Raw genomic sequence first — 22,730 nt, 5'->3', positions numbered from 1 at the left:
GTCGGTGCCGCTTTCTTCTTTGCATCCCCGGCTTTCCATGGTGTCTCTTGCTGCGTTGGTGATTCCGCTGCTGGCGGTCTGGCTCTGGGGGCCCGTGCGCGGCATGTCGCGCCGGGCGCGCCTGGTGGCCATTGCGCTGACCGCCCTGCTGGGCGTGACACCGGCCCTGCTGCTCAAGCTCTTGCAGGCCGGCGCCATGGATTACGCCACGCTGGCCTATCTGCAGGTGCCCGGCGGCTGGGTGTTGGGCACGCTGGTGCTGATCATTGCTTTTCTTCTGGCGCGTGATGCCGCATGGCTCGCGGCGCGGGCCGCCGCGCTCATGGGCGGGGGCGACACATGGCACCTGCGGCTGCGCGGCAGGCGGTTGACCGGCACCGCCGTGGCGCTGGCGCTGGGCGCGGCGGGCTTTGGCACGGCGCAGGGCCTGCAGCCGCCCACGGTGCGTGAACAGTTGGTACACCTGCCGCAATTGCCCGAGGCCCTGGATGGCCTGCGTGTGGCCGTGCTGGCGGATATCCACGCGAGCCCCATCAACCATACCGCCTACGTGCAGAGCGTGGTGGAGCGCACCCACGCGGCGCGGCCCGACCTGATCGTGCTGCCCGGTGACCTGGTGGATGGCGACGTAGGCAGCAGCGCCGCCTTCGTAGCTCCACTGGCGCAACTGCGCGCACCGCACGGCGTATGGGCCGCGCCCGGCAACCATGAGTACTACGGCGGCTACGACGCCTGGATGGCGGAATTTCGCCGCCTGGGCCTGGGCGTCTTGGCCAACCAGACCCAGGTGCTGCAGGTGAATGGCGCGCGTCTGGCTCTGTCCGGCGTGGGCGACCCGGTCTACGGCCGCACCTCTCACCACAATGCCGACCCGCGCGTGCCCGAGGGCGTGCCCCCCGATGTACCCGCGGTGGCCCGGCAGGCGCGCGCGGCGCAGGCCGACTTCCACCTGCTGCTGGCGCACCAGCCCAAGCTCGCGCGCGACAACGCCGCGCACGGCGTGGACCTGCAGGTCTCGGGCCACACGCACGGCGGGCTGATCAGCGGCATGGACCGCTGGCTGGTCGCTCCGTTCAACAACGGTTTCGTGCGCGGGCAATACGACGTGGACGGCATGCGCCTGTTCGTGAGCGCGGGCGCGGGCCTGTGGGCCGGCTTCGCAGTGCGGCTGGGCGTTCAGCCCCATATCGACCTGTTGGTGCTGCGCCGTGGCACAGCGTCGTAAGACCGCGCGACGGCCCGGCGCCGTCAAATACTGAATAAGTCGGCACGAGGGTACTGCCTGGGCTGCGAGGGGACGCACCTCGCACGCAAAGCCCCGCCATCACCATCGCGATCGTTATGCAACGCAGCAGGCCGCAGAAAAGGTGGGGCTCACGACACGCGAGGGAACGTGTTCCGCATTGCCTCAGCGCAGCACGGTGAAGTAGCGCTCCAGCGCCTCGCGCTCGGTGCGCGTGCGGTTGACGGGTGCGCCCGCGTCTTCCCAGCCCAGCGCCATGCCGCAGACGACCACCTCGCTGGCCGGCAGGCCCAGCGCGTCGCGCACGATCTGCGGGTAGCTCGCCAGCGCACCAATGGCACAGCTGGCCAGCCCCTGGGACTGCGCGGCCAGCATCAGTCCGTGCAGGCACATGCCCAGGTCCATGAAGCCACCTGCGCCGAAACCGCGGTCGATGGTGACGATCAGCGCCACGGGTGCATCAAAGAAGCGGTAGTTGCGCTCGAACTGCGTGGCCCGACCCGCGCCGTCGCCGCGCGCCACACCCAGCGCCCCGTACAGCGCCTGCGCGGCTGCCACCTGGCGTTTGCGCAATGCCAGCGGCATGGGGCGGGGGAAATAGCCATAGTCCTCGGCCTCAGGCACCTGGTCGCGCCACGCCTGGCACAGCGCGGCACTCAGGCGTTCGCGCACCGCGCCCTCCACGGCCCAGAAGCGGCCCGGCTGCAGATTGGCCCCGCTGGGCGCCAGCCGCGCCGCAGCCAGCAACCGCTCCAGCAGCGCGAGGGGCACGGGCCGCGGCAGGAAGGCGCGCACGGAATGGCGCGCCTGCGCCAGCGTCTCGAAGGCGTCCTGCGCCACAGGCATCACCAGGGGTTCGGTCATTCTCACTCCGGTATTTCCACCCAGGTGGCCGCACCCAGGCCGCCCGCACCCGCAATGCACGCCATGCCGCGCAGCGTGCGGTCGGTGCGGTCGGCACCCTGCCGCTGCGCCATCTGCGCCAGCACGCGCACCAGCGCAATGGCGCCCGATGCACCGATGGGGTGCCCGCGCGCCAGGCCGCCCCCGCCCCGGTTGATGGCACCGAGCGGCAAGCCCAGCGCATTGCAGAACGCCAGGCCCTGCGCCGCAAAGGCGTCGTGCAGTTCCAGCGCCTCCAGCGCCGCCCAATCCCAGCCACAGCGCTGCTGCGCGGCGCGTGCCACGTCGACGGCGCAGAGCATGGGCGACTCGGGCGCACCGCCCACGCTGACGCTGCCGCGCCACTGCGCACGCGGCCGCACGCCCCAGCGCGCGCAGGCCGTGGCCGTGGCCAACAGCAGCAGGGCCGCGCCGTCCGCCTTGGGCGACACGGCGACGGTGCTGAGGCTGCAATCCTGGCCGTCCACCGACTGACCGCTGGCCACCGCAGGCATGCGCGCCACACGCGCGGCGCTCAACAGGCGCGGGTAGGCGTCGTGCGCCAACCCCCGCAGCGGCACGATTTCATGGGCCATGGCAGCGCGCGCCGCCACGCTGCGCGCGTGGCTGGCCATGGCGTACGCATCCTGCGCGTGGCGCGTGAGCCCCAGGCGCCGCGCGCCGTCCAGCGCGGCCAGCAGCATGTCGGGGTCGCGCGCGGGCCAGGGCGTGAAGGGTGGCCGGTCATAGGGCACCGGTGCCTCCTCCGCCTGCAGAGGCCGGTGCATGCGCAGGGGTGCGCGGCTCCACGCCTCGGCCCCGCCGGCAATCACGACATCGGCCTGGCCCAGCGCCAGCAGACCGCAGGCATGGGTGACGGCATCCAGCCCCGCGCAGCACTGGCTGTCCAGCGTCACGGCGGGAATGCCCTCGGGGAGGCCGGCCGCCAGCGCCAGCATGCGGGCGGGGTTGCCCCCGGCGCCCAGGGCGTTGCCCAGCACCACGGCATCGACGGCCTCGGCCGGCAACCCGGCATCCGCCAGCATGCGCGCCACCAGCGGCGCCGCCAGATCGTGCGGCTGGCAGGCCGCGAGCACCCCGCCGACCGGCGCCACCGGCGTGCGCGCCCAGGCCAATATGGGAATAGCGTTCACCGCCAGCGCTCCAGCGAGGGCGACGGCGCCTGCAGCGCGCGGGCGATGGCTGCGTGGTCGGTCTTGCCGCTGGCCGTCTGCGGCCAGTCGCCCACCCACACCCACCAGTGGCGCGGCGCCTTGTAAGGCTCCAACACCGCGCGGCACCAGGCCGCCAGCTCCAGCGATCCGGGTGGCGGCGCGTCGCCCTGCCACTGCAGCACCGCCTGCACACGCAGGCCGCGCAGGCCGTCGGCCACACCCTGCAGGCTGGCCTGCGCCACCTGTGGGTGGGCCAGCAGGCGCGCCTCCACTTCCTCGGGGAACAGGTTCTTGCCTTGGGTGACGAGCATGCGGTTCTCGCGCCCGCACAGGTGCAGCAAACCGCTGTCGTCCACGTAACCCATGTCGCGCACCGAGAGCCAGTCGCCCTCGCGCAGGGCGGCGGTGCCGTCGGCGGCGTTCACGTAATCCATGAACAGCATGGGACTGCGCACCCAGATCAGCCCCGGCACGCCCTGCGGCAGCGCGGCGCTGCGGGGATCGGGGCCGATGTGCAGGTCCACGTTGCTGAACGGCCGGCCCACGGCCTGGGCCGGTGCGCCCGGCTCAGCATCCATCCAGGCGACGTAGCTGGCCTCGGATGCACCGTAGAACTCCACGATGCGTGCGCGCGGGAACAACCGGCGCAGCGCGGGTGTGCGCTCGCGCAGCCAGCGCGCGCCGCTGATCAGCACCAGCTCCACCCCCTCGATAGGTGCCAGCTGCCGCCGCTCGGTCCACTGCAGCATCAGCACAAGCTGGCTGGGCACCGCCACCAGCAAGGGCGCGCCGCCCGCGCGCAGGGTGTCCAGCGCGCGCGGCGCGGAAAAGCGCTCCTGCAGCACCGCGCCAGCGCCCGTCCACAGGCCCAGCAGCGCGCCGAACAGGAACAGCGAATGCGACATGCGGCCCGGCGCCAGCACGCGCGTGGCCGCCGCGACACCAAAGTCCTGCAGGCTGACGCGAAAGCTCTCCACCCAGGAGCGGTGGTGGCGCATGAAGCCCTTGGGCAGGCCCGTGCTGCCCGAGGTGAAGCCCACGTAGAACGGCGACTGCGGCGTGGCCGCTGCCGGGGCTCCGGAGCCCAGAGGCAGCCGCCCGGCAACCGCCCGGGCCACACCCGCCGGCCACTGGGGATCTCCCATCGCCGCGCAGCGCCCGCTGGCGATCACGCCCAGGAATTCCACCACCCCCTCCAGCGTGCCGGCATCACCGGGCAGCAGCACGGTGGCCGGCGCGCCTTGCGCATCCCACTGGCGCGCACGCTCCTGTACACGGTCGTTCAGCGTCGCGAAGTCCCACCGGGTGGTTTCATTGGCCAGCGCCAGGCAGTGCGGCCGCGTGCGAGCCCAGTGCGCCAGGGGGCCATGTACCCACTCGAACAGCTCAGGCAGCGCATCGCCCGTCAGCAGTTGCGGCAGGGGCGCCAGCGCCTGCCGCTTGCAAGGGTGGGTGTTCAACGTTCGCGCCCACCAAACGGCCAGTCTGGCAGCGCCTTGGCCACGGTATGCACCACCACCGCGCAGAGCGCGCACTTGACCAGGTCACCGGGCACGAAGACCAGGTCCGCCAGAAAGGCCTTGTCCAGCGGCATCTGCGCCAGCAGCACGAGGCCGGCAATGCCCATGGCATGCAGGAAGACCAGCCCGCCAAGCACGGAAGCGATGAACGCGCTCGCGGCCGTGCGCAGCGGCGTGCCCTGCGGCAGTGTGCGCATCAGCGCGCCTGTCACCCATGCCGCCAGCGCGTAACCCACCAGGTAGCCGGCCGACGGCGCCATGAACACCCCCAGCCCGCCCCGCCCGCCCGACAGCAGCGGCAGGCCGGCCGCCACGGCCGCCAGGAACAGCAGCATGGACTGAAAGCCCCGGCGCGCGCCCAGCAGGCAGCCGGCCAGCATCACGCCCAGCGACTGCAGTGTGATCGGCACGCCCAGCGGTAGGTCGATCTTGGGAATGAGCCCCATCACGGCCATGAGCGCGGCGAACAGCGCCACCAGCGCCATGGAGTGAGAGGCTTTGCGGGATATGGCAGCAGTCATACAACTCCTTGGGTCGACAAGAAAAAACAGGAATAGTCAGCCGCCCAAACGGGCGTAGAGGGCATCGGCCACACGCTGCGCCCCCTGCAGCATCTGCACGGTGAGCGGCGCGATCAGCCGCAGGCCGCCGGCGCGGCCGGTGCGCAGGCGGTGGGCTTCGTCCAGCTTCTTCCACTGCACGAAGAAATGTTCGGTGAACCGCAGCATCAGCGCCAGTTGCAACGACACGCGCTCCGGCCGCAGGCCGAGGTGCGCCAGGGGCCGCAGCAGCGCATCCAGCACCTGCAGCAAGTCCGTGGGACGCGTGCTCACGGTGAGCGCCACCCCCAGTGTGGAGGCGCAGGCCAGGCGCAGTGCGCTCACCGCCGCCACCTCGGGCCGTCCCATCCACAGGTGAAAGCCCGCCACCAGCGCCGCGGCGATGAGCACCGACACGATGAGCCGGCGCGCCACGCGGGTGGCCGGCCCCAGGCTCCACCACAACAGTGCGCACGCCACGCCCGCCGCCGCCAACGCCCCCGGCGCGGACAACACGAACAGCAACGTGCCCAGCACCGCCATGCCGGCCAGCTTGCCCCCCGCGGGCCAGCGGTGCAGCCAGGTGAGGTGTTCGCTGTAGAGGCTACCCATGGCATTGCATCCTTCGCTCAGGCCGCGGCGCGCATACGGGCAGGTGGCATGCCCGCCGCGGCGCGGGCCCGCGCCACCTGTTGGGCAACGGCGGCTTCATACGCCGCGCACACATCGTGGCCGCGCCCGTCCGCCTGCACCCGGCCTTCATGCAGCCAGACCACGCGCGGGTAGTCGCGCACATGCTCCAGCACATGGGTGGACACCACCACCTGCCGCCCGCAGGCGGCAATGTCATCGGCCAGCCGTGCCTGCCCCGGCAGGTCCAGGCTGGCGAAGGGTTCGTCCAGCAACAGCGTTCGCGGCCCGGCGAGCAGCAATGCAAGCCAACAAACGTGCTGGCGCTGGCCCTGGCTCAACGCCCCGACCGCGCGCGCGGCCCAGTCGGCAAGGCCCCGTTCGGCCAGGAAGGCGCGGGCGCGCGCCAGCGCATCACGCCGGGACAGGCCCTGCGGTTGCAGGCCCAGGGCGAGCTCCTCTTCCACCGTGGGAAAGATGATTTGATCGTCGGGGTTCTGGAACATCATGCCCACGCGCTGGGCCCGCAATTGCCCTTGCGGCAGTGCCTGCAAGTCCTGCCCGTGCGACAGCACCTGGCCTTCGTCGGGCACCTCCAGCGCGCACAACAGCCGCAGCAGGCTGGTCTTGCCTGCGCCGTTGTGGCCGATCAGTCCAATGCGCGGCTCGGCCAGCATGAGATCAAGCCCGTCAAAGACCTGCGTGACACCGCGGCGCAGGCGCACCTGCCGCACTTGCAGCACGGGAGCGTCAGGGGGGTGAGAGGAACAGGAGGGGAGCATGCCAAGAAAGCCAAGCAAATTCGCCGCGGATTCTACGCCCCTTAAAAATCCTTTTCTTTCAGCAAAAAGCATCTATTGCAAATCAATTTCCGCCAATAAGCAGGCAAATCACATCCGCAACCTTCAGCAAAAGAGCACAAAAATCCGGCCCTTTCAACGCAGTTATCTTCAACTGGGCTCATTTGCAACAACCCACCCTCTTCATGCCACCATCTGCATCCTTTATCGCGTCATCTACCGCGAAAAATGATGCATGGTCTATCCCGAAACCGTACATCCAGCGAAGACAATAGGTGTCCTGTTCGCCGCCTCCCGCCCATGAAGACCTCTTCCACCGCTCTTGAACGCCGCAATCTCGGCTTGCTGGTCGCCGCCCAGTCATTAGGCGGCGCCTCGCCCCCCATCATCATTTCGCTCGGGGGCTTGGTGGGCCAGATGCTGTCGAGCACGCCTACCGCCAGCACGCTGCCCGTGAGCCTGTACCAGCTGGGCCTGGCCCTCTCTACCCTGCCCGCGGCATGGCTCATGCACCGCACGGGCCGCCGCACGGCCTATCTGCTGGGTGCGGTGCTGGGCGTGCTGTCGGGCTTGATCGCGGCCTGGGGCATCAGCCAGTCGGACTTCCTGCTGTTCTGCCTGGGCACGACGCTGGCGGGCTTCTACGGCGCCTGCGTGCAGAGCTACCGCTTCGCCGCGATCGACGCGGTGGGCGGCGACACCACGCGGCACGCCAGCGCCATATCGCGGGTCATGGTGGGCGGGCTGATCGCGGCCATCATTGGCCCGCAGGTGGTGATCTGGACGCGCGACAGCCTGCCAGCCACGCCGTTCGCCGGCAGTTTCTACAGCCAGGCCGCGCTTGCGCTGCTGGCGTTGCCCCTGCTGCTGGCCCTGCGCCTGCCGCCCGCGCCGCCGCGTGCCGAGTCGCATGGCGCGCGGCCGCTGTCGCAGATCGCGCGCACGCCGCAGTTCATCGTGGCGGCGATCGCGGGCGTGGTGAGCTATGGGCTGATGGCCTTTCTGATGACGGCCGCTCCCATGGCCATGGTGGGCTGCGGCCACAGCGTGGGCGAAGCCGCCCTGGGCATCCAGTGGCATGTGCTCGCCATGTTCGCACCCAGCTTCTTCACCGGCCGTCTGATCGCCCGTTGGGGCAAGCGCGCCGTAACGGGCCTGGGGCTGGTGCTGATTGCCGCGTCGGGCCTGCTGGCGCTGATGGGACTGGCGCTCACCCATTTCTGGGGCGCTCTGGTGCTGCTGGGCGTGGGCTGGAACTTCGGCTTCATCGGCGCCACGGCCCTGCTGGCCGATTGCCACCGCCCGTCCGAGCGCGCCAAGGTGCAGGCGCTGAACGACTTCCTGGTCTTCGGCACCGTGGCCGTGGCGTCCTTCGGCTCGGGCCAGTTGCTGCACAGCGTCGGCTGGGGCGGCATCAACGCCGGCATGCTGCCCATGGTGGCGGTGGTGCTGGCGCTGCTGGGCTGGCAGAGCCTGCGCCAGCGCCGCGGGGCCGCTACCCAAGGCTGATTACTCCTTTTTTTATAGCTGCCAGCGCTTTATCAGTAAGCGCTACAGCACAAAAACGCCTTGACGCTACGCCCCGTGCGCTACAACGGCAGCCAGCGCCGCCACGCTGCCACGCGCCTGGGCGGCGGCACGTCGCGCGCACCCCGGCTGCGCAGCAGTGCGGCCAGCTCACCGCGGCCATGGCGCAGCGCAGCCTGCAGCGGCGTGAGCCCGTCGAACTCCGACAGCAGGTGCGGATCCGCCCCGTGCTCCAGCAGGTAGCGCGCCACCGCATCGTGGCCCTGCACCAGGCTGGCGACGAGCGGCGTGCACAGCACCTCGGGGTGCTGGTAGTTGGGATCCACGCCCGCGCTGATGTGATAGCGCACCCGGGCCAAATCCCCCGCGGAGGCGGCGGCGTACAGGTCTTTCCAGTCTCCGGCGGACATGGGCGCTCCTTTCATCGGGTTCTCATACGGCACTGCCGCGCAATATAGATGCCGCAGTACGTGCGGCACACAGGGGAGCCCCCATGGCAACCGCCCGCCATCGCGATGGACTGGTCCATACTCCCGGCGAGCGGTCCCAGCCCGGCGCCGCCTTCTTCAGGAGCATGCGTGCAATCGGCGAGTGAGCAGTGGTTTGACGAGGCGTACTACCAGCGCTACTACTTCGACAAGAAAACCAGCGTGGTGGACCCCGGCCATGCGCAGCGGCTGGGCAGCTTCGTCTGCAGCTATCTGCACTACCTGCGCGTGCCCGTGGCACGGGTGCTGGACGTGGGCTGCGGCATCGGCCTGTGGCGGGACATGGTGCAGCACCACCTGCCCGGCGCGCTCTACCAGGGCGTGGAATACAGCCCCTACCTGTGCGAGCGTTTTGGGTGGGAGCGCGGCTCGGTGGTGGACTACACGGCGCGCGAGCCTTTCGACTTCGTCATCTGCCAGGGCGTGCTGCCCTACCTGGGCACGCGGGACCTGGCGCGCGCGCTGGACAACCTGGGGCGCCTGTGCCGCGGCGCGCTGTACCTGGAGGCCGTCACGCGCGAGGACTACGAGCGCGACATCATCGACGAAGACCTGACCGACCCGCGCCTGTACCGCCACCGCGCGTCGCTGTACCGCCGCGGCCTTGCGCGGCACTTCATCGACATGGGCGGCGGCCTGTGGCTCAGCCGCCAGGCGCAGGTGCCGCTGTTCGCCCTGGAGGCCCCGGGACAGTAGCGCTCATTGATTGATAGCTTCCCGCGCTTGACCGGTGGGCGTCAGACGCAAAAAAGGCCGTGAATCCTCACGGCCTTTCTTTGTCAGCGGGAGCAGGCGTTTAGTCCGCCGTAGCGCCCGATGCCTTGACCGCAGCGCCCCACTTCTGAATATCGGCGGCGATCAGCTTGGCAAAGTCGGCCGTGCTCAGGCCATAGGCCTCGGCGCCCAGGTCGGAGATCTTCTGCTTCACGTTCTCCTGGGCCAGGATCTCACGCACGTATTTGTTCATGCGCTCGGCCAGGTCCTGGGGCAGGCCCTTGGAGCCGATCATGCCGTACCAGGGCTCGGCCTCGAAGCCGGGAAAGCCCTGCTCCGCCAGCGGCTTCACGCCCGGGAACTTGGGCGAGGCGGTCTTGCTGGTGATGGCCAGCGCCTTGATCTTGCCGGCCTCGATCTGCGGCTTGAGCGGCACGGGGTTGTCGATGGCGTACTGCACTTCGTTGGACATCACGGCCAGCACCAGCGGCGCGGAGCCCTTGTACGGCACGTGCATGGTCTTGGCCTTGGCCTGCATGTGGAACATCTCCACGATCATGTGCTGGGGCGAGCCCGCGCCGGCCGAGCCGAAGTTGATCTTGTCGGCCTTGATGAGCTTGAGCAGCTCGTCCACCGAGTTGATGCCCGAGTTGGCGCCCGTGACCAGCAGGAACGGCGCCTTGGCCAGCGGGGTGATGGGCGTGAGGTCCTTCACCGGGTCGTAGGGCACGTTCTTGTACAGCGTGGGCGAAATCACCACCGGGCTGCTGGAGCCCACCAGGAAGGTGCCGCCGTCGGGCTTGGCGCGGCTCACGTAGGCGGTGGCGATGTTGCCGTTGGCACCGGCCTTGCTTTCCACGATCACGCTGGCAGTGATGCGCTTTTCCAGCTCGTTGGCGATGATGCGCGCCAGCATGTCGCTGGTGCCGCCGGGTGCGTAGGGCTGCACCAGCGTGATGGTCTTGACCGGCCAGGCATCCTTGGCCAGCGCCATCGTGGGTGCGCCTGCGGCCAGGGCCAGGACTGCGCCAGCGGCAAGAACGGTTCTGCGGAACATAAGCTCTCCTTCAGTGAGGGCCCTTGTGGGGCCGGTGTACGAGGCCCGCGAAGGGCCGCTTGCAGAAAAGAAAAAGCGTCCGCTGGGGCGAACGCATCATCAGGGTTAACCCTTTGATGGTAACCGGAAAGACAATTTCACCGTCTCCGCCATGGGCCCCGCGTGCCCGCGGTCACGCCACGGTTGCTTGCAGCGGAACTTCGCACCCGCACGAAAGTCATCACCCTGAATCGGTAGCGACATTTGGTAACCCGCCTCCTGTGGACGGCCCCTAGAATCCGACGGCCGGGCGCAGATCCGGCGCGGCACGCAGCGCGTGCCCACGACCGCAGGACCGCTTTCACGGCCTGCCTTCCCGACACAGGAGCGAAGGGTGCCGCGCCGTCCTCAGGGACGGCTGGCAGTGTCGACCACTCCCAGCCAGCGCAATGCGGCCAGGCACGGCCTGGGCAGCGCATTGGACTGGTGACGAGCCCATTCCGGGTCGGGATGTGATTGGTGATGAACACGGCGGGCGGCAGGCCTGCCCAGCAATGGAGGTGCCGCGTTTTGGCAGACAAAATGGACAACCCCCGGGTGAACCCCCTCAGCCATGACGGCCGCGCGCCGAGCCTGGCCTACAACAGCGCACTGGACGGACTGCGCGGCGTGGCGATCCTGCTGGTGATCCTGTCGCACGCCCATGCGCCGCTGTTCGACGGCGCGTTCTACGGGGTGGACCTGTTCTTCGTGCTCAGCGGTTTCCTGATCACCTCGTTGCTGCTGCAGGAACTGCAAAGCAACGGCCGGCTGGACTACTGGCGTTTTTACCGCCGCCGCTTCTTCCGCCTGATGCCCGCGCTGGCGCTGTTCCTGGGGGCGTACTGCGTGTTCGCGCCGCTGCTGTGGCCGGACCTCACGGACGTGTATTCCGACGCGCTGGTGTCCCTGTTGTACCTGGCCGACTACGGCATCGCCTTCTTCGACAGCCCCGACACGCTGCTGCACATGTGGTCGCTGTCGGTGGAAGAGCACTTCTATCTGGTCTGGCCACCGCTCCTGGTGGTGTTGGCGCGTTTTACGCCGCGCGGCGCGCTGTGGCGCCCGGTGCTGGGACTGCTGGTGCTGGCGTGGGCCTGGCGCGTGCTGTGGGTGGCGCAGGGCCAGCAGTTCTACGAGATTTTCTTCCGCTTCGACACCCGCGCCACGGGCCTGCTGGCCGGCAGCCTGCTGGCTACGCTGCTGCACGAGCAACCCGCCTGGTTCCAGGCGCTGCGCCAGCGGCTGCACCATTTCATGTGGGTGGTGCTGGCCGTGCCGCTGCTGATGGCCCAGTCCTGGGACGACATGAACGCCATGCTCTGGGGCATGACGGTGGTGGAATGCGCCGCCCTGGTGGTACTACTGGCGGTGCAGCAGCACCGCGGCGCGCTGCACCAGATGCTGAGTGCACCGGCCCTGATGCTGGTGGGCAAGCTGTCGTACGGCATCTACCTGTGGCACTACCCCGTGGTGCGCTACCTGCGCGCCGACCTGCCGTGGCCGGCCGTGGTGGTGCTGGGCCTCCTGATCTCGGCGGCGCTGGCGGCGCTGTCGTACTACACCGTGGAACGCTGGGCCATGCGCTGGCGCGATGCCCGCCCCGCCCAGCGCAAGCCGGCCCCCGTGCGGACGGCGCGGCCGGCTACCGCACGCGGTTCGCTGGCGCTGTCGGCGCGCGGCGAGCGCTGATGGCTGGGTCGGCGCTATTATTTAAATAGCTGCCCACGCTTTTCCCGCGGTGGATTTCAGAAGAAAACCCTTCGGAAACCATCACAATCAAGCGCTGGCAGCTATTATTTGAGGAGCGTTCCTCCTCCCTCCCCGCGCTGCCCGCGGCACGGCGCGCAGCCCGCTACACTGCGGCCTGCGCTTGCTGGCGCCCCTGCCCTGGTACAGGCGCACGGGAGCCGCGAGCGCTTTTCGTCTCCGCCCCTCTTTTCACCGCTCCACCGCCAACCCTTTGACGCACCGCCCATGTCCACGGTCTTCAACTTCACCTTCGTTCCCTGGTTCCGGTCCGTGGCGCCGTACATCCACAAGTTCCGGCACCAGACCTTCGTGGTGGGCCTGACGGGTGAGGCCATCGCCGCGGGCAAGCTGCAGAGCATCGTGCAGGACCTGGCGATGATCCAGGCCATGGGCGTGAAGATCGTGTTGGTGCATGGCTTTCGCCCGCAGGTCAACGAACAGCTGCACGCCAAGGGGCACGCCCCGCGCTACTCGCACGGCATGCGCGTGACCGATTCCGTGGCGCTGGACTGCGCCCAGGAGGCCGCGGGCCAGCTGCGCTATGAGATCGAGGCCGCCTTCAGCCAGGGCCTGCCCAACACGCCCATGGCAGGCTCGCGCGTGCGCGTGATCTCGGGCAACTTCCTGACGGCACGACCCGTGGGCATCGTCGATGGCGTAGATTTCCAGCACTCCGGCCTGGTGCGCAAGGTGGACGTCGAGGGCATTCGCCGCACGCTGGAGTCCGATGCCATGGTGCTCATCTCGCCCTTCGGCTTCTCGCCCACGGGCGAGGCTTTCAACCTGGCCATGGAGGAAGTCGCCACACGCGTGGCCACCGAGCTCAAGGCAGACAAGCTGCTGTTCCTGACCGAAGTGCCGGGCATCCGCATCCAGCCGCTGGAACCCGAAGCCGAGGACAACCCCATCGACACCGAACTGCCCCTGGCCGCAGCGCGCCAGCTGCTGGCCCAGTTGCCGCCCGCGCAGCAGCCGACCGATGTGGGTTTTTACCTGCAGCATTGCGTGAGGGCCTGCGAGCACGGCGTGGAGCGCAGCCACATCCTGCCGTTCGCGGTGGACGGCGCGCTGCTGCTGGAGATCTACGTGCACGACGGCATCGGCACCATGGTCATCGACGAAAAGCTGGAAGAGCTGCGCGAAGCCACCATCGACGATGTGGGCGGCATCATCCAGCTCATCGAGCCGTTCGAGCGCGACGGCACGCTGGTCAAGCGCGACCGCACCGAGATCGAGCGCGACATCGCCGCCTACACCGTGATCGAGCACGACGGCGTGATCTTCGGCTGCGCCGCGCTCTACCCCTACCCGGAGGCCGGCACGGCCGAGATGGCCGCCGTCACCGTGTCCCCGCAAAGCCAGGGCACCGGCGACGGCGAGAAGCTGCTCAAGCGCATCGAGCAGCGCGCGCGCATGCTGGGCCTGTCCAGCATCTTTGTGCTGACCACGCGCACCATGCACTGGTTCATCAAGCGGGGCTTTTCGCCCGTGGACCCCGACTGGCTGCCCGACGCACGCAAGCGCAAGTACAACTGGGACCGCAAGAGCCAGGTGCTGGTCAAGAAACTCTGAGCTTCACCCTGCGGCCGCCAGCCATGCGGCCGCCAGCGACCCCACCTCGGCAATCGCCGCGTCGCGCTGCGCGGGCGCGGCGGGGCACTGCGTGAGATAGCACGCCACCACGGCCGGCGCCCCACCCTCCGGCCACACCACGCCCACGTCGTTGCTGGTGCCGTTGGCGGTGCCGGTCTTCTCGCCGATGCGCCAGCCCGCCGGCATGCCCGCGCGCAGCCGCTTGTCGCCCGTGAGGTTGCCCAGCAACCAGCCCTGCAACCGCGCCCGTGCCTCGCCAGACAGCGCATCGCCCAGCACCAGTTTCTGCACGGTGTGCACCATAGCGCGCGGCGTGGTGGTGTCGCGCAGTTCGCCCGCAGGCACATCGTTGAGCGCGGGCTCGATGCGGTCCAGCCGTGTGTGCGCATCGCCCAGCGTGCGCAGCCAGGCCGTCAGGCCGGCGGGCCCGCCCTGGCGGCGCAGCAGCAGGTTGGCGGCGCTATTGTCGCTGAGCACCATGGTGGCCTCGCACAGCTCGGCCACGGTCATGCCGGCGCCGCCCGCGTGCGGCTCGGTGCGCGGGGAATATTCCACCAGATCCTCCCGGCCATAACGCACGCGTGCATCCAGCCGCTCCAGCCCCTGGTCCGCACGCTGCAGCACCTGGCCGGCCAGCAGCAGCTTGAAGGTGCTGCACAGCGCAAAGCGCTCGTCGCCGCGGTAGGTCGCAAGGGCGTCCGAGCCCGTGTCCAGCACGGCCACGCCTAGCCGCCCGCCCACGCGCCGCTCCACCCGGCCCAGCGCGGCCTGCAACTGCTGCGCGGCCTGAGCCCTGTTTTTCTCGACCCCGGTTTGGGCACACCCCATCACGGGCAGCAGCGCGGCGCCCAGCAACCAGCTTCTTCGGTCCATTGTTTTACCTCGTCATGTGTGGAAAGAAGGCGCCACGATAAGGCGGCACAGGGGGCTTGACCATCGACAATAATCGCCACCAGCCCTTAGAAAAACTTCACCCATGCACCTGCCCCTGAATGCGCTGCGGGCCTTCGAGGCGGCGGCCCGCCACCTGAACCTGACGCGCGCCGCGGAGGAACTGCACGTCACCCAGACCGCGGTGAGCCAGCACATCCGCAACCTGGAGGAACGCGTGGGCAAGCCGCTGTTTCGCCGCCTGCCGCGCGGCCTGGCCTTGACCGATGAGGGCCGCCAGTTGGTGCCCGTGCTGTCCGACAGCTTTGCGCGCATCGGCCAGGCCCTGCAGCGCCTGGCCGACACCCGCCCGCGCGAGGTGCTGACCGTGGGCGTGGTGGGTACGTTCGCCGTGGGGTGGCTGCTGCCGCGCCTGCGCGCCTTCCATGAAAGCCACCCCTTCGTCGACCTGCGCCTGCTCACACACAACAACCGCGTGGACCTTGCGGGCGAAGGGCTGGACTGCGCCATCCGCTTCGGCGACGGCGCCTGGCACGGCACCGACGCCGAGCGGCTCATGCCCGCGCCGCTGGCGCCCCTGTGCGCGCCAGAAGTGGCTGTGCGCCTGCACGAACCCGCCGACCTGGGCGCCGAGGCGCTGCTGCGCAGCTATCGCACCGACGAGTGGCCTGCATGGTTCGCCGCTGCCCATGCACCCTGCCCCGTGCTGCGCGGCGCGGTGTTCGACTCGTCGCTGACCCTGGCCGAGGCCGCAGCCCAAGGCGCGGGCGTGGCGTTGCTGCCCGTGCGCATGTTCGAGCGCGAACTGCGCCAGGGGCGGTTGGTCCAGCCCTTCGCGTGCACGGCAGCGCTGGGCGACTACTGGCTGTGTCGTCTCAAGTCACGCGCCCCGACCGATGCCCTGCAGGCGTTCCGCGACTGGCTGTTGCGCGAGTCCGCGCCGCCGCAGTGATGCCACCCCGCCAGCAAAACCGCATCAAAAAAGCCTTTCAGGCTTATAGATCAAGCGCCGGCAGCTATAAAACTGGAAGCACCCTGGTTGAAAAATGCCTGCGCGGCGCCGCCCCGCAATGGGCATAATCGCCGCCATGAACTGGCCCCGCCTCTCGCTCACACTGCGCACCTGGATGCTGGGCTGGTTCATGGCTTCACTGGGCGTGGCCGTGGCCTCGCCGTTGGTGCATCCACAGTCCCTGCAGCTGGTGTGCTCGGCCTCGGGCGCGGTGATGCTGATGGTCCAGGCGGACGACGGCAGTGTGGGCGCCATGGGCGCGTCCGGTATGGACTGCCCCTTGTGCGCGCCCGCAGGCGCACCGCCCGCCCCCGAAACCGCGGTGGTCGAGCCGCCTCCACCTTTGGCCCATGCGCTGCGGCCCATCGAGGCGGCGCGCATTGCCGCGGCCACCGCCGCGCCGCTGCCGGCGCGCGGCCCTCCCTCGACTCTCTGACCCTGCCGGGCCGCAAGGAGCCTGCTGGCTCCCCAGGCGGCCCTTGCCACGCCCACGCACTGGGTGTGCCTTGCCGCACGAGACAGCACCACCCCCCGCACACCACTGGGGCGGCGCGCTGCACTCGTCGGCCGTTCTTCCGCAGAGACCGAGAGAGTTTTCACGCATGTTCCGTATCGACATACGCCAGAGCGCCGGCGCGTTCACCTTGGCCGCGCTGGCCGGTGCCGCCCCCGCCCAATCCACCGACCCGCTGACGCCCACCCTGCCCACCGTGGAGGTAAGCGACGCCACCCAGACCCCCGGCCTGCTGCCGCTGGACACCCCGGTGGAGACCGGCAGCCGCCTGGGCCTGACCCCGCGCGAGACGCCCGCCAGCGTCACCGTGGTGGACCGCAGCACCATCGAAGCGCGCGGCGCCCAGGACACCCAGGAAATCCTGCGCGCCATCCCCGGCGTTTCTGCCCACAACGCCCCAGGCTCCATGTCGGCCAGCTACCGTGGCTTCACCGGCAACTCGGTCACCCAGCTCTACAACGGCATCACCGTCCACTACGGCAGCGCGACGCGCGCCGTGGACAGCTGGATTTCGGCAGCGCGACGCGCGCCGTGGACAGCTGGATTTACGACCGCGTGGAGGCCGTGGGCGGTGCATCGAGCTTTCTGTATGGTTCAGGCGCCGTGGGTGGCTCCCTCAACTACATCACCAAGACGGCCGAACGCTACGATTTCAGCGAAGGCCAGCTGCGGCTGGGCCAGAACAACCTCAAGGAAATCTCGCTGGGCCTGAACCGCCGTCTGGGAAGCAGCGATGGCACGGCGGGCACGCAGCATTTCGCGCGCATCGATCTGAACCACCGCAATGCCGGCAGCTGGGTCGAAGGAATGCACACACAATCCACCCAACTGGCTACCTCGCTGCTGTCCGACTTCGGGGGCGGCTTCACGCACACCCTCGCCTACGAACTGCAAAAAGATAACGTGGACCGCCCTTACTGGGGCACACCCACACTCAATCCGACGGCCGGGGAAACCCGAATCGACCGAGCCACCCGGTTCAAGAATTACAACAGCGCCGACGGCATCTACGCTCACCAGGTGCAATGGCTGCGCTCGATTGCCCAATGGCGCACCTCCGATGCGCTGCAGTTCAAGAACACGCTCTATGCCTATGACGCGCTGCGGGACTACCGCAACGTGGAAACCTACCGTTTCAATGCCAGCAACACCCAGGTGATCCGCACGGGCACCTACCTGCAACGCCATGACCAGAAAGTGCTGGGCAACCGTTTCGAAGGCACCTACAAAGGCAGCCTGGCTGGCCGCAAGAGCGACTGGGCCTTCGGCCTGGATGTGAGCGTGAACCGGCAAACGCGCTTCCCCAACGGACTCTCCAGCATCGTGAGCACGGTGGACCCCTACCAGTTCACGACTGAGAACTTCTTCGACATTCCCGACATGCAACCGGGCTTCAACCCGGACCGCGACAACAAAACCACGTCCACGGCCTTGTATCTAGAGAACCGCACTGCGGTGCTCCCCGCCCTCCACCTCGTCACCGCCCTGCGCCACGAGCGCATCGAGCTGGACCTGACCAACCGACGCGCCGTCACGACCGCCAACCCCGCGACCTTCAGCCGCGGCTACCGCCCCACCACGGGACGCATCGGTATGGTCTGGGACATAGCTCCCGACGCGAATCTCTACGCACAGTACGCCACCGCCGGCGATCCGCCCTCCGGCTCGCTCTCCACCGCGACCTTCGGGGATGTGCGCAACAACAGCGAACTGACGACCGGGCGCCAGTTCGAGCTGGGCAGTAAATTCGATTTCTGGGACCGCAAGGGCTCCGCAACCCTGGCCGCTTTCCAGATCACACGCAACAACATCGCCTCGCAGGACCCCAACAACCCCGGCCTGACCATCCTGGTCGGCGAGCAGTCCTCCCGTGGCATTGAACTCGCGGTGGGCCTGCGCCCTTCCGTCCAATGGCAAGTGCAGGCCAACCTGATGGCAACCCGTGCCCGGTACGAGAACTTCATGCAGGGCGGGGTTTCGCTGGCCGGCAAGACCCCACGTTCACGCCCGAACGCGTCGCCAACCTGTGGGTGACCTACGCCATCACCCCCATCCTCCATGCCAGCGCGGGACTGCGCCATGTGGGCAAGACCTATGCCGACGCAGCCAACACCATTTACTGGCCGTCATACACGCTGCTCGATCTGGGGCTGTCCTGGAAGATCAGCAAGACAGCCTCGCTAACCGGGCGCCTGCGCAATGCCACCGACCGGATCTACGCCGCCGAAGGACGCCCGGGCCAGGCCTACCTGGGCGCGCCGCGCACGGCCGACGTGACGCTGCACGTCGCCTTCTGAGCAACCGGAGGCCATGATGGTGCATGCCAAACGCTGGCTGTTTCTGGTCCACCGCTGGCTGGGCGTGCTGCTGTGCGCCTTCTTCGCCATGTGGTTCGTCTCCGGCGTGGTGATGATGTACGTGGGCTATCCCAAGCTCACGCCCGCCGAACGGCTGATGCACCTGCCGCCGCTGCGCGGCGCCGCCGTGGCGCTGGAGCCCGACCAGGCCCTGGCCGCCGCCGGGCTGCAGGGCCCGCTGCGCGACCTGCGGCTGGCCGTGGCCAGCGGCGGGCGGGCGGTGTACCTGGCCACGCCCCAGCCGTCCAAGGCCGCCCCGCCCGGCAACGCACGCCCGCGCGGCGCCCCGGTGGTGATCGACGCCCGCACCGGCGCCGTGCTCACGGCCGTCGACGCGCCACGGGCATTGGCCAGCGCTGCAGCCTACGCGCAGGGTCCGTCCCATGCCGTACACGAAGGCACGCTGCAGGAAGACGCCTTCACCCACTCCCGCGCGCTGGACATGCACCGGCCCCTGCACCGCGTGCGCCTGGGCGATGCACACGACACGGTGCTTTACATCTCCGGCACGACCGGCGAGGTGGTGCGCGATGCCACACGCACCGAGCGCCAATGGAACTACGCGGGCGCGTGGCTGCACTGGCTGTACCCGCTGCGCGGCGGCCTGGTGGACCGCTACTGGGCGGACATCGTCAATGCGCTGTCGCTGCTGGGTATCGCCGCAGTGGTCACAGGCGGCGTGATCGGCATCCTTCGCTGGCGCTTCGCGGGCACCTACCGCAGCGGCCGGCGTACGCCGTTCCCGTCCGCATGGGCGCGCTGGCACCACGTGGCGGGCCTGCTGTTCATGGTCGTCACGCTCGCCTGGATCTTCAGCGGCCTGATGTCCATGAACCCCTGGCGCATCTTCGACAGCGGCGCACCCGCTCTGCGCACCAACGCCATGCACGACGGGCCCCTGCAGCTGCCGCACGCAGGCGCACCCGTGGCCGCCCTGCTGCAGGCCGCGCCCACCGACACGCGCGAACTGCGCTGGACGCGCACCGCCGGCCATACGCTGGTGCAGGCGTTGCCCGCCTCTGGCCCGCCCACGGTGCTGGACGCGCATACCGCCCTGCCCCACGCATGGCAGCCGGGCGAGCTGGAAGCCGCCGCCGCCCGGCTGGTCGATGCGCCGCTACAGCGCGTCGAGACCCTGCGCGCATACGACGCTTATTACTACACGCGGGATGCCCACACCATGACCGGCGGCACCGACAAACCGCTGCCCGTGCTGCGGCTGGTGTTCGGCGACCCGCACGCCAGCTGGGTGCACCTGGACCCACACACGGGCGCCGTGCTGGGTCGGCTGGACCGGCACCGCCGCACCTCGCGCTGGCTGTTCGGCCTGCTGCACAGCTGGGACTGGCTGCCGCTGCTGCAGCGCCGGCCGTTGTGGGACGTGCTGCTGGTGGCATTGAGTGTGGGCGGCACGGTGATCAGCCTGAGCGGCGTCGTGCTGGGCTGGCGGCGCGTACGGCGCAAGCTGGGCTGGCGTACACCTGCCGCACCCCAGGCCCCGATGCGGTGATGGACAGCGCTGCATACTCGGGCGCATGCCCGCCACGTCTGCCCTGCCCGTTCTGTATTCGTTTCGCCGCTGCCCCTATGCCATCCGCGCGCGCATGGCGCTGGTGGTGAGCGGCCAGCGCTGCGAACTGCGCGAAGTGGTGCTGCGCGACAAGCCGGCGGCGCTGCTGGCCGTATCGCCCCAGGCCACGGTGCCCGTGCTGGTGCTGCCGGGGCAGGTGCTGGAGCACAGCCTGGACATCATGCGATGGGCCTTGGCGGCCCATGACCCGCACGGCTGGCTCAACCCCGGCCGGGGCGACCTGGGCGCCATGCTGGAACTCATCGCGCAGTGCGATGGTCCGTTCAAGCGGGCGCTGGACCGTTGCAAGTACCCCAACCGCTACCCCGACGCCAGCCCGGCGGACGAACGGGCCGCCGCCCATGCCTGGCTGCGGGTGCTGGAACAGCGCCTGGCCTTGGAGCCGGGCGGGCACCTCTTCGGCCCACGCGCCGCCTTGGCCGACATGGCCATCGCGCCCTTCGTGCGCCAGTTCGCCGGCATCGACGACGCGCAGTGGCAGGCCGCACCCTGGCCGCACCTGCGCGCATGGCTGGTGCGCTGGCAGCGGTCGCCGCTGTTGCTGGGCGTCATGCACAAGTACGAGGCCTGGAAGCCCGGCGCGCCGCCCGTGGTCTTCCCACCCCCAACCGCGTGAGATGGGTTGGAGACGGGGTGAAGACGAGGTGAAGCGCCGCGGGGCGCCCGAAGGCGCCCCGCGAGAGGTCAAAAAAGACGCGTAGTTATGCCCGGGCCAGCGTGTCCGGCGCGCCGCGCCCGCCGCGCACCAACAGCACCAACAGCAGCACGGCAAACACCAAGAACCAGACAAACGACCAGTTGGCGATGGAGCCGCCGAGGAACGTCCAGTCCACTGCCGTGCAGTCGCCCGAGCCGCGGAAGATCATGGGAATGGCGCGGCTGATGGGATAGTTCTCGATCATTCCGTAGAAGTCGCGCCCGCAGGTGGCGATCTCGGGCGGATACCACTGCAGCCAGCTCTGGCGCGCGGCCGTGAAGCCGCCAAAACCCGCTGCTGCCAGCGCCAGCACTGTCCAACCCATCCACCAGCCTTTTATACCTCTAGCGCTTGCCAGTCCTGCGAAGACCGCTACACCTATGAGAGCATAGCGCTGCACGATGCACATCGGGCAAGGCTCCAGTCCCACCACATGCTGCAGGTACATGCCAAAGGCCAGCATGGCCACGCAGGCGGCACTGATCAGCGCCAGGATGCGGCCCGGGGCGGTATCAATCCAGTTCAACAACACTTTTTGTTTTCCTTGCAGGGAGCGGCCTCCGCATCCGCTCCCTTGGCAGGCAGCGGCGCTCAGATGCCGGCGGCTTCGTCCAGAAACACCTTGGCGCGCCGCGGTGTCACCACCAGCGTCTCGCCCTCACGCAGCCCCATCTCGTGGAATTGCTGCGCCGGAATCTGCGCTTCGATCAACGCGTCCGAGGGCGCATTGTCCGCCGATTGGGTATCGCCCTCGGGGATTAGTTCCAGCCGCGCGATCGGCCCCACCACGATGGCGCGCGCCAACTGCACCACGATGCCGCGCGGGCGCCCGTGCGCGTCCAGCGCCTGGCCGGGGGAATAGCGCTCCACGTCCAGGTCGTGCGGGCGCACGTACGCGAACGCGCGCGCATCGTCGGCGTGCTGGGCCTCGGGGCTTTCCAGCTGCATGCCGTCGTCCAGGTACACCCGGCCGTCGTTGGCGCGGCCCTTGAACAGGTTCACGTCGCCCAAAAAGCCATAGACGAAGGGGCTGGCAGGGTTGTCCCACACCTGCTGGGGCGTGCCCTGCTGCTCGATGCGTCCCTGGTTGATGACGACCACGCGGTCGGCCACTTCCAGCGCCTCCTCCTGGTCGTGCGTGACGAAGATGCTGGTCACGTGCAGTTCGTCGTGCAGGCGGCGCAGCCAGCGGCGCAGTTCCTTCCTGACCTTGGCGTCCAGCGCGCCGAAGGGCTCGTCCAGCAGCAGCACCTTGGGCTCCACGGCCAGCGCGCGCGCCAGGGCGATACGCTGGCGCTGCCCGCCCGAAAGCTGGGAGGGATAGCGGTCGGCGATCCAGTCCAGCTGCACGAGTTTGAGCAGGCTCATCACCTTCTCCTTGATCTGCGCTTCGGACGGCCGCTCCTTGCGCGGCTTCATGCGCAGGCCGAAGGCCACGTTGTCGAACACCGTCATGTGCCGAAACAGCGCGTAGTGCTGGAACACGAAGCCTACGCCGCGCTCGCGCACGTGCACGTCGGTCGTGTCCTCGCCGCTGAAGTGGATGCTGCCCACGTCGGGGGTCTCCAGCCCCGCGATGATGCGCAAGAGCGTGGTCTTGCCGCAGCCCGAGGGGCCCAGGAGCGCGATGAGTTCACCCGACTGGATGTCCAGGCTGACGTCGCGCAGCGCCTGGAAGTCGCCGAACTGCTTGCTGACGTTGCGGATTTCAATGCTCATGTGTTCATCCT

At 69.1% G+C, this 22,730-nt stretch carries 21 protein-coding genes and 1 pseudogene; 11 read left to right on the top strand and 11 right to left on the bottom strand.

The genetic code is table 11. The features are described 5' to 3' along the window. The first annotated feature begins 37 nt into the window (after positions 1–37). Positions 38–1,225, top strand: a complete 1,188-nt coding sequence (locus K2L43_RS08610) for a metallophosphoesterase (RefSeq protein ID WP_196995631.1) — start codon at positions 38–40, stop codon at positions 1,223–1,225. A gap of 183 nt (positions 1,226–1,408) precedes the next feature. On the opposite strand, the gene K2L43_RS08605 is transcribed toward K2L43_RS08610, so the two are convergent. From K2L43_RS08605 to K2L43_RS08580, 6 genes are read right to left on the bottom strand one after another with little or no spacing between them, the layout of a single operon-like run. After that, on the bottom strand, positions 1,409–2,107 hold the full coding sequence (locus K2L43_RS08605) for a nitroreductase (protein ID WP_103738749.1): 699 nt from the start codon (positions 2,105–2,107) through the stop codon (positions 1,409–1,411). A gap of 2 nt (positions 2,108–2,109) precedes the next feature. Then, a complete protein-coding gene (locus K2L43_RS08600; RefSeq protein WP_220638871.1) occupies positions 2,110–3,279 on the bottom strand; it encodes a thiolase family protein in 1,170 nt (389 codons plus the stop codon). Beyond that, positions 3,276–4,760 (bottom strand): AMP-binding protein, encoded by a 1,485-nt coding sequence (locus tag K2L43_RS08595; protein WP_220638870.1) that lies wholly within the window; start codon positions 4,758–4,760, stop codon positions 3,276–3,278. The genes K2L43_RS08600 and K2L43_RS08595 overlap by 4 nt, the downstream gene beginning before the upstream one ends. Next, the gene (locus K2L43_RS08590) at positions 4,757–5,341 is read right to left on the bottom strand and encodes a biotin transporter BioY (RefSeq protein ID WP_220638869.1); all 585 of its coding nucleotides are present in this window, start codon (positions 5,339–5,341) and stop codon (positions 4,757–4,759) included. Before K2L43_RS08590 ends, K2L43_RS08595 begins: the two co-directional genes overlap by 4 nt. Positions 5,342–5,377: 36 nt before the next feature. Continuing rightward, the gene (locus K2L43_RS08585) at positions 5,378–5,971 is read right to left on the bottom strand and encodes an energy-coupling factor transporter transmembrane protein EcfT (RefSeq protein ID WP_220638868.1); all 594 of its coding nucleotides are present in this window, start codon (positions 5,969–5,971) and stop codon (positions 5,378–5,380) included. Positions 5,972–5,988: 17 nt separating this feature from the next. Next, the gene (locus K2L43_RS08580; RefSeq protein WP_220638867.1) at positions 5,989–6,771 is read right to left on the bottom strand and encodes an energy-coupling factor ABC transporter ATP-binding protein; all 783 of its coding nucleotides are present in this window, start codon (positions 6,769–6,771) and stop codon (positions 5,989–5,991) included. Between K2L43_RS08580 and K2L43_RS08575 the strand changes: the two genes are divergently transcribed. Then, a complete protein-coding gene (locus tag K2L43_RS08575) occupies positions 6,770–7,021 on the top strand; it encodes a hypothetical protein (protein WP_220638866.1) in 252 nt (83 codons plus the stop codon). The genes K2L43_RS08580 and K2L43_RS08575 overlap by 2 nt on opposite strands. A 68-nt stretch (positions 7,022–7,089) precedes the next feature. Continuing rightward, complete coding sequence (locus K2L43_RS08570) at positions 7,090–8,298, top strand: MFS transporter (RefSeq protein ID WP_220638865.1); 1,209 nt, start codon at positions 7,090–7,092, stop codon at positions 8,296–8,298. Between the two features lie 80 nt (positions 8,299–8,378). Here the strand turns inward: K2L43_RS08570 and K2L43_RS08565 are convergent, their stop codons facing one another. Further along, entirely contained in the window at positions 8,379–8,726 is a 348-nt protein-coding gene (locus tag K2L43_RS08565; protein ID WP_011805530.1) for an ankyrin repeat domain-containing protein, read from the bottom strand. Positions 8,727–8,894: 168 nt separating this feature from the next. Here K2L43_RS08565 and K2L43_RS08560 point away from each other — a divergent pair, with 168 nt between their 5' ends. Beyond that, a complete protein-coding gene (locus K2L43_RS08560; RefSeq protein WP_220638864.1) occupies positions 8,895–9,500 on the top strand; it encodes a trans-aconitate 2-methyltransferase in 606 nt (201 codons plus the stop codon). A gap of 100 nt (positions 9,501–9,600) precedes the next feature. Here K2L43_RS08560 and K2L43_RS08555 read toward each other — a convergent pair whose 3' ends face one another. Further along, positions 9,601–10,575: a tripartite tricarboxylate transporter substrate binding protein gene (locus K2L43_RS08555; RefSeq protein WP_103738335.1), complete on the bottom strand. Its 975-nt coding sequence runs from the start codon at positions 10,573–10,575 to the stop codon at positions 9,601–9,603. Between the two features lie 561 nt (positions 10,576–11,136). Here K2L43_RS08555 and K2L43_RS08550 point away from each other — a divergent pair. Beyond that, complete coding sequence (locus K2L43_RS08550) at positions 11,137–12,285, top strand: acyltransferase (RefSeq protein ID WP_220638863.1); 1,149 nt, start codon at positions 11,137–11,139, stop codon at positions 12,283–12,285. A 285-nt stretch (positions 12,286–12,570) separates the two neighbouring features. After that, complete coding sequence (gene argA / locus K2L43_RS08545) at positions 12,571–13,917, top strand: amino-acid N-acetyltransferase (RefSeq protein WP_103738333.1); 1,347 nt, start codon at positions 12,571–12,573, stop codon at positions 13,915–13,917. 3 nt (positions 13,918–13,920) lie between these two features. On the opposite strand, the gene bla is transcribed toward argA, so the two are convergent. Further along, positions 13,921–14,766, bottom strand: coding sequence for a class A beta-lactamase (bla, locus tag K2L43_RS08540; RefSeq protein ID WP_304515503.1), 846 nt, complete (start codon positions 14,764–14,766; stop codon positions 13,921–13,923). Between the two features lie 148 nt (positions 14,767–14,914). Here bla and K2L43_RS08535 point away from each other — a divergent pair, with 148 nt between their 5' ends. The 5 genes and pseudogenes from K2L43_RS08535 to K2L43_RS08515 all read left to right on the top strand — a co-directional run bounded on the left by K2L43_RS08535 (position 14,915) and on the right by K2L43_RS08515 (position 20,919). Beyond that, entirely contained in the window at positions 14,915–15,781 is an 867-nt protein-coding gene (locus tag K2L43_RS08535) for a LysR family transcriptional regulator (protein WP_220638861.1), read from the top strand. Positions 15,782–15,917: 136 nt separating this feature from the next. Then, a complete protein-coding gene (locus K2L43_RS08530) occupies positions 15,918–16,277 on the top strand; it encodes a DUF2946 family protein (protein WP_255580566.1) in 360 nt (119 codons plus the stop codon). A 166-nt stretch (positions 16,278–16,443) separates the two neighbouring features. Beyond that, a pseudogene (locus K2L43_RS08525) lies at positions 16,444–18,652 on the top strand (TonB-dependent receptor). 16 nt (positions 18,653–18,668) lie between these two features. Beyond that, on the top strand, positions 18,669–20,222 hold the full coding sequence (locus K2L43_RS08520; RefSeq protein ID WP_220638984.1) for a PepSY-associated TM helix domain-containing protein: 1,554 nt from the start codon (positions 18,669–18,671) through the stop codon (positions 20,220–20,222). Between the two features lie 25 nt (positions 20,223–20,247). Next, complete coding sequence (locus K2L43_RS08515) at positions 20,248–20,919, top strand: glutathione S-transferase (RefSeq protein ID WP_220638859.1); 672 nt, start codon at positions 20,248–20,250, stop codon at positions 20,917–20,919. Between the two features lie 85 nt (positions 20,920–21,004). On the opposite strand, the gene K2L43_RS08510 is transcribed toward K2L43_RS08515, so the two are convergent. Both K2L43_RS08510 and K2L43_RS08505 read right to left on the bottom strand, forming a co-directional pair. Beyond that, positions 21,005–21,532 (bottom strand): disulfide bond formation protein B, encoded by a 528-nt coding sequence (locus K2L43_RS08510; protein ID WP_220638858.1) that lies wholly within the window; start codon positions 21,530–21,532, stop codon positions 21,005–21,007. A 59-nt stretch (positions 21,533–21,591) separates the two neighbouring features. Then, complete coding sequence (locus tag K2L43_RS08505; protein ID WP_011805541.1) at positions 21,592–22,719, bottom strand: sulfate/molybdate ABC transporter ATP-binding protein; 1,128 nt, start codon at positions 22,717–22,719, stop codon at positions 21,592–21,594. Positions 22,720–22,730 lie beyond the last annotated feature (11 nt).

Source organism: Diaphorobacter sp. MNS-0 (assembly GCF_019602835.1).
GTDB lineage: Bacteria > Pseudomonadota > Gammaproteobacteria > Burkholderiales > Burkholderiaceae_C > Diaphorobacter > Diaphorobacter nitroreducens.
The sequence above is the reverse complement of the archived record's forward strand: the minus strand, read 5'-3'. Positions and strand labels throughout refer to the sequence as shown.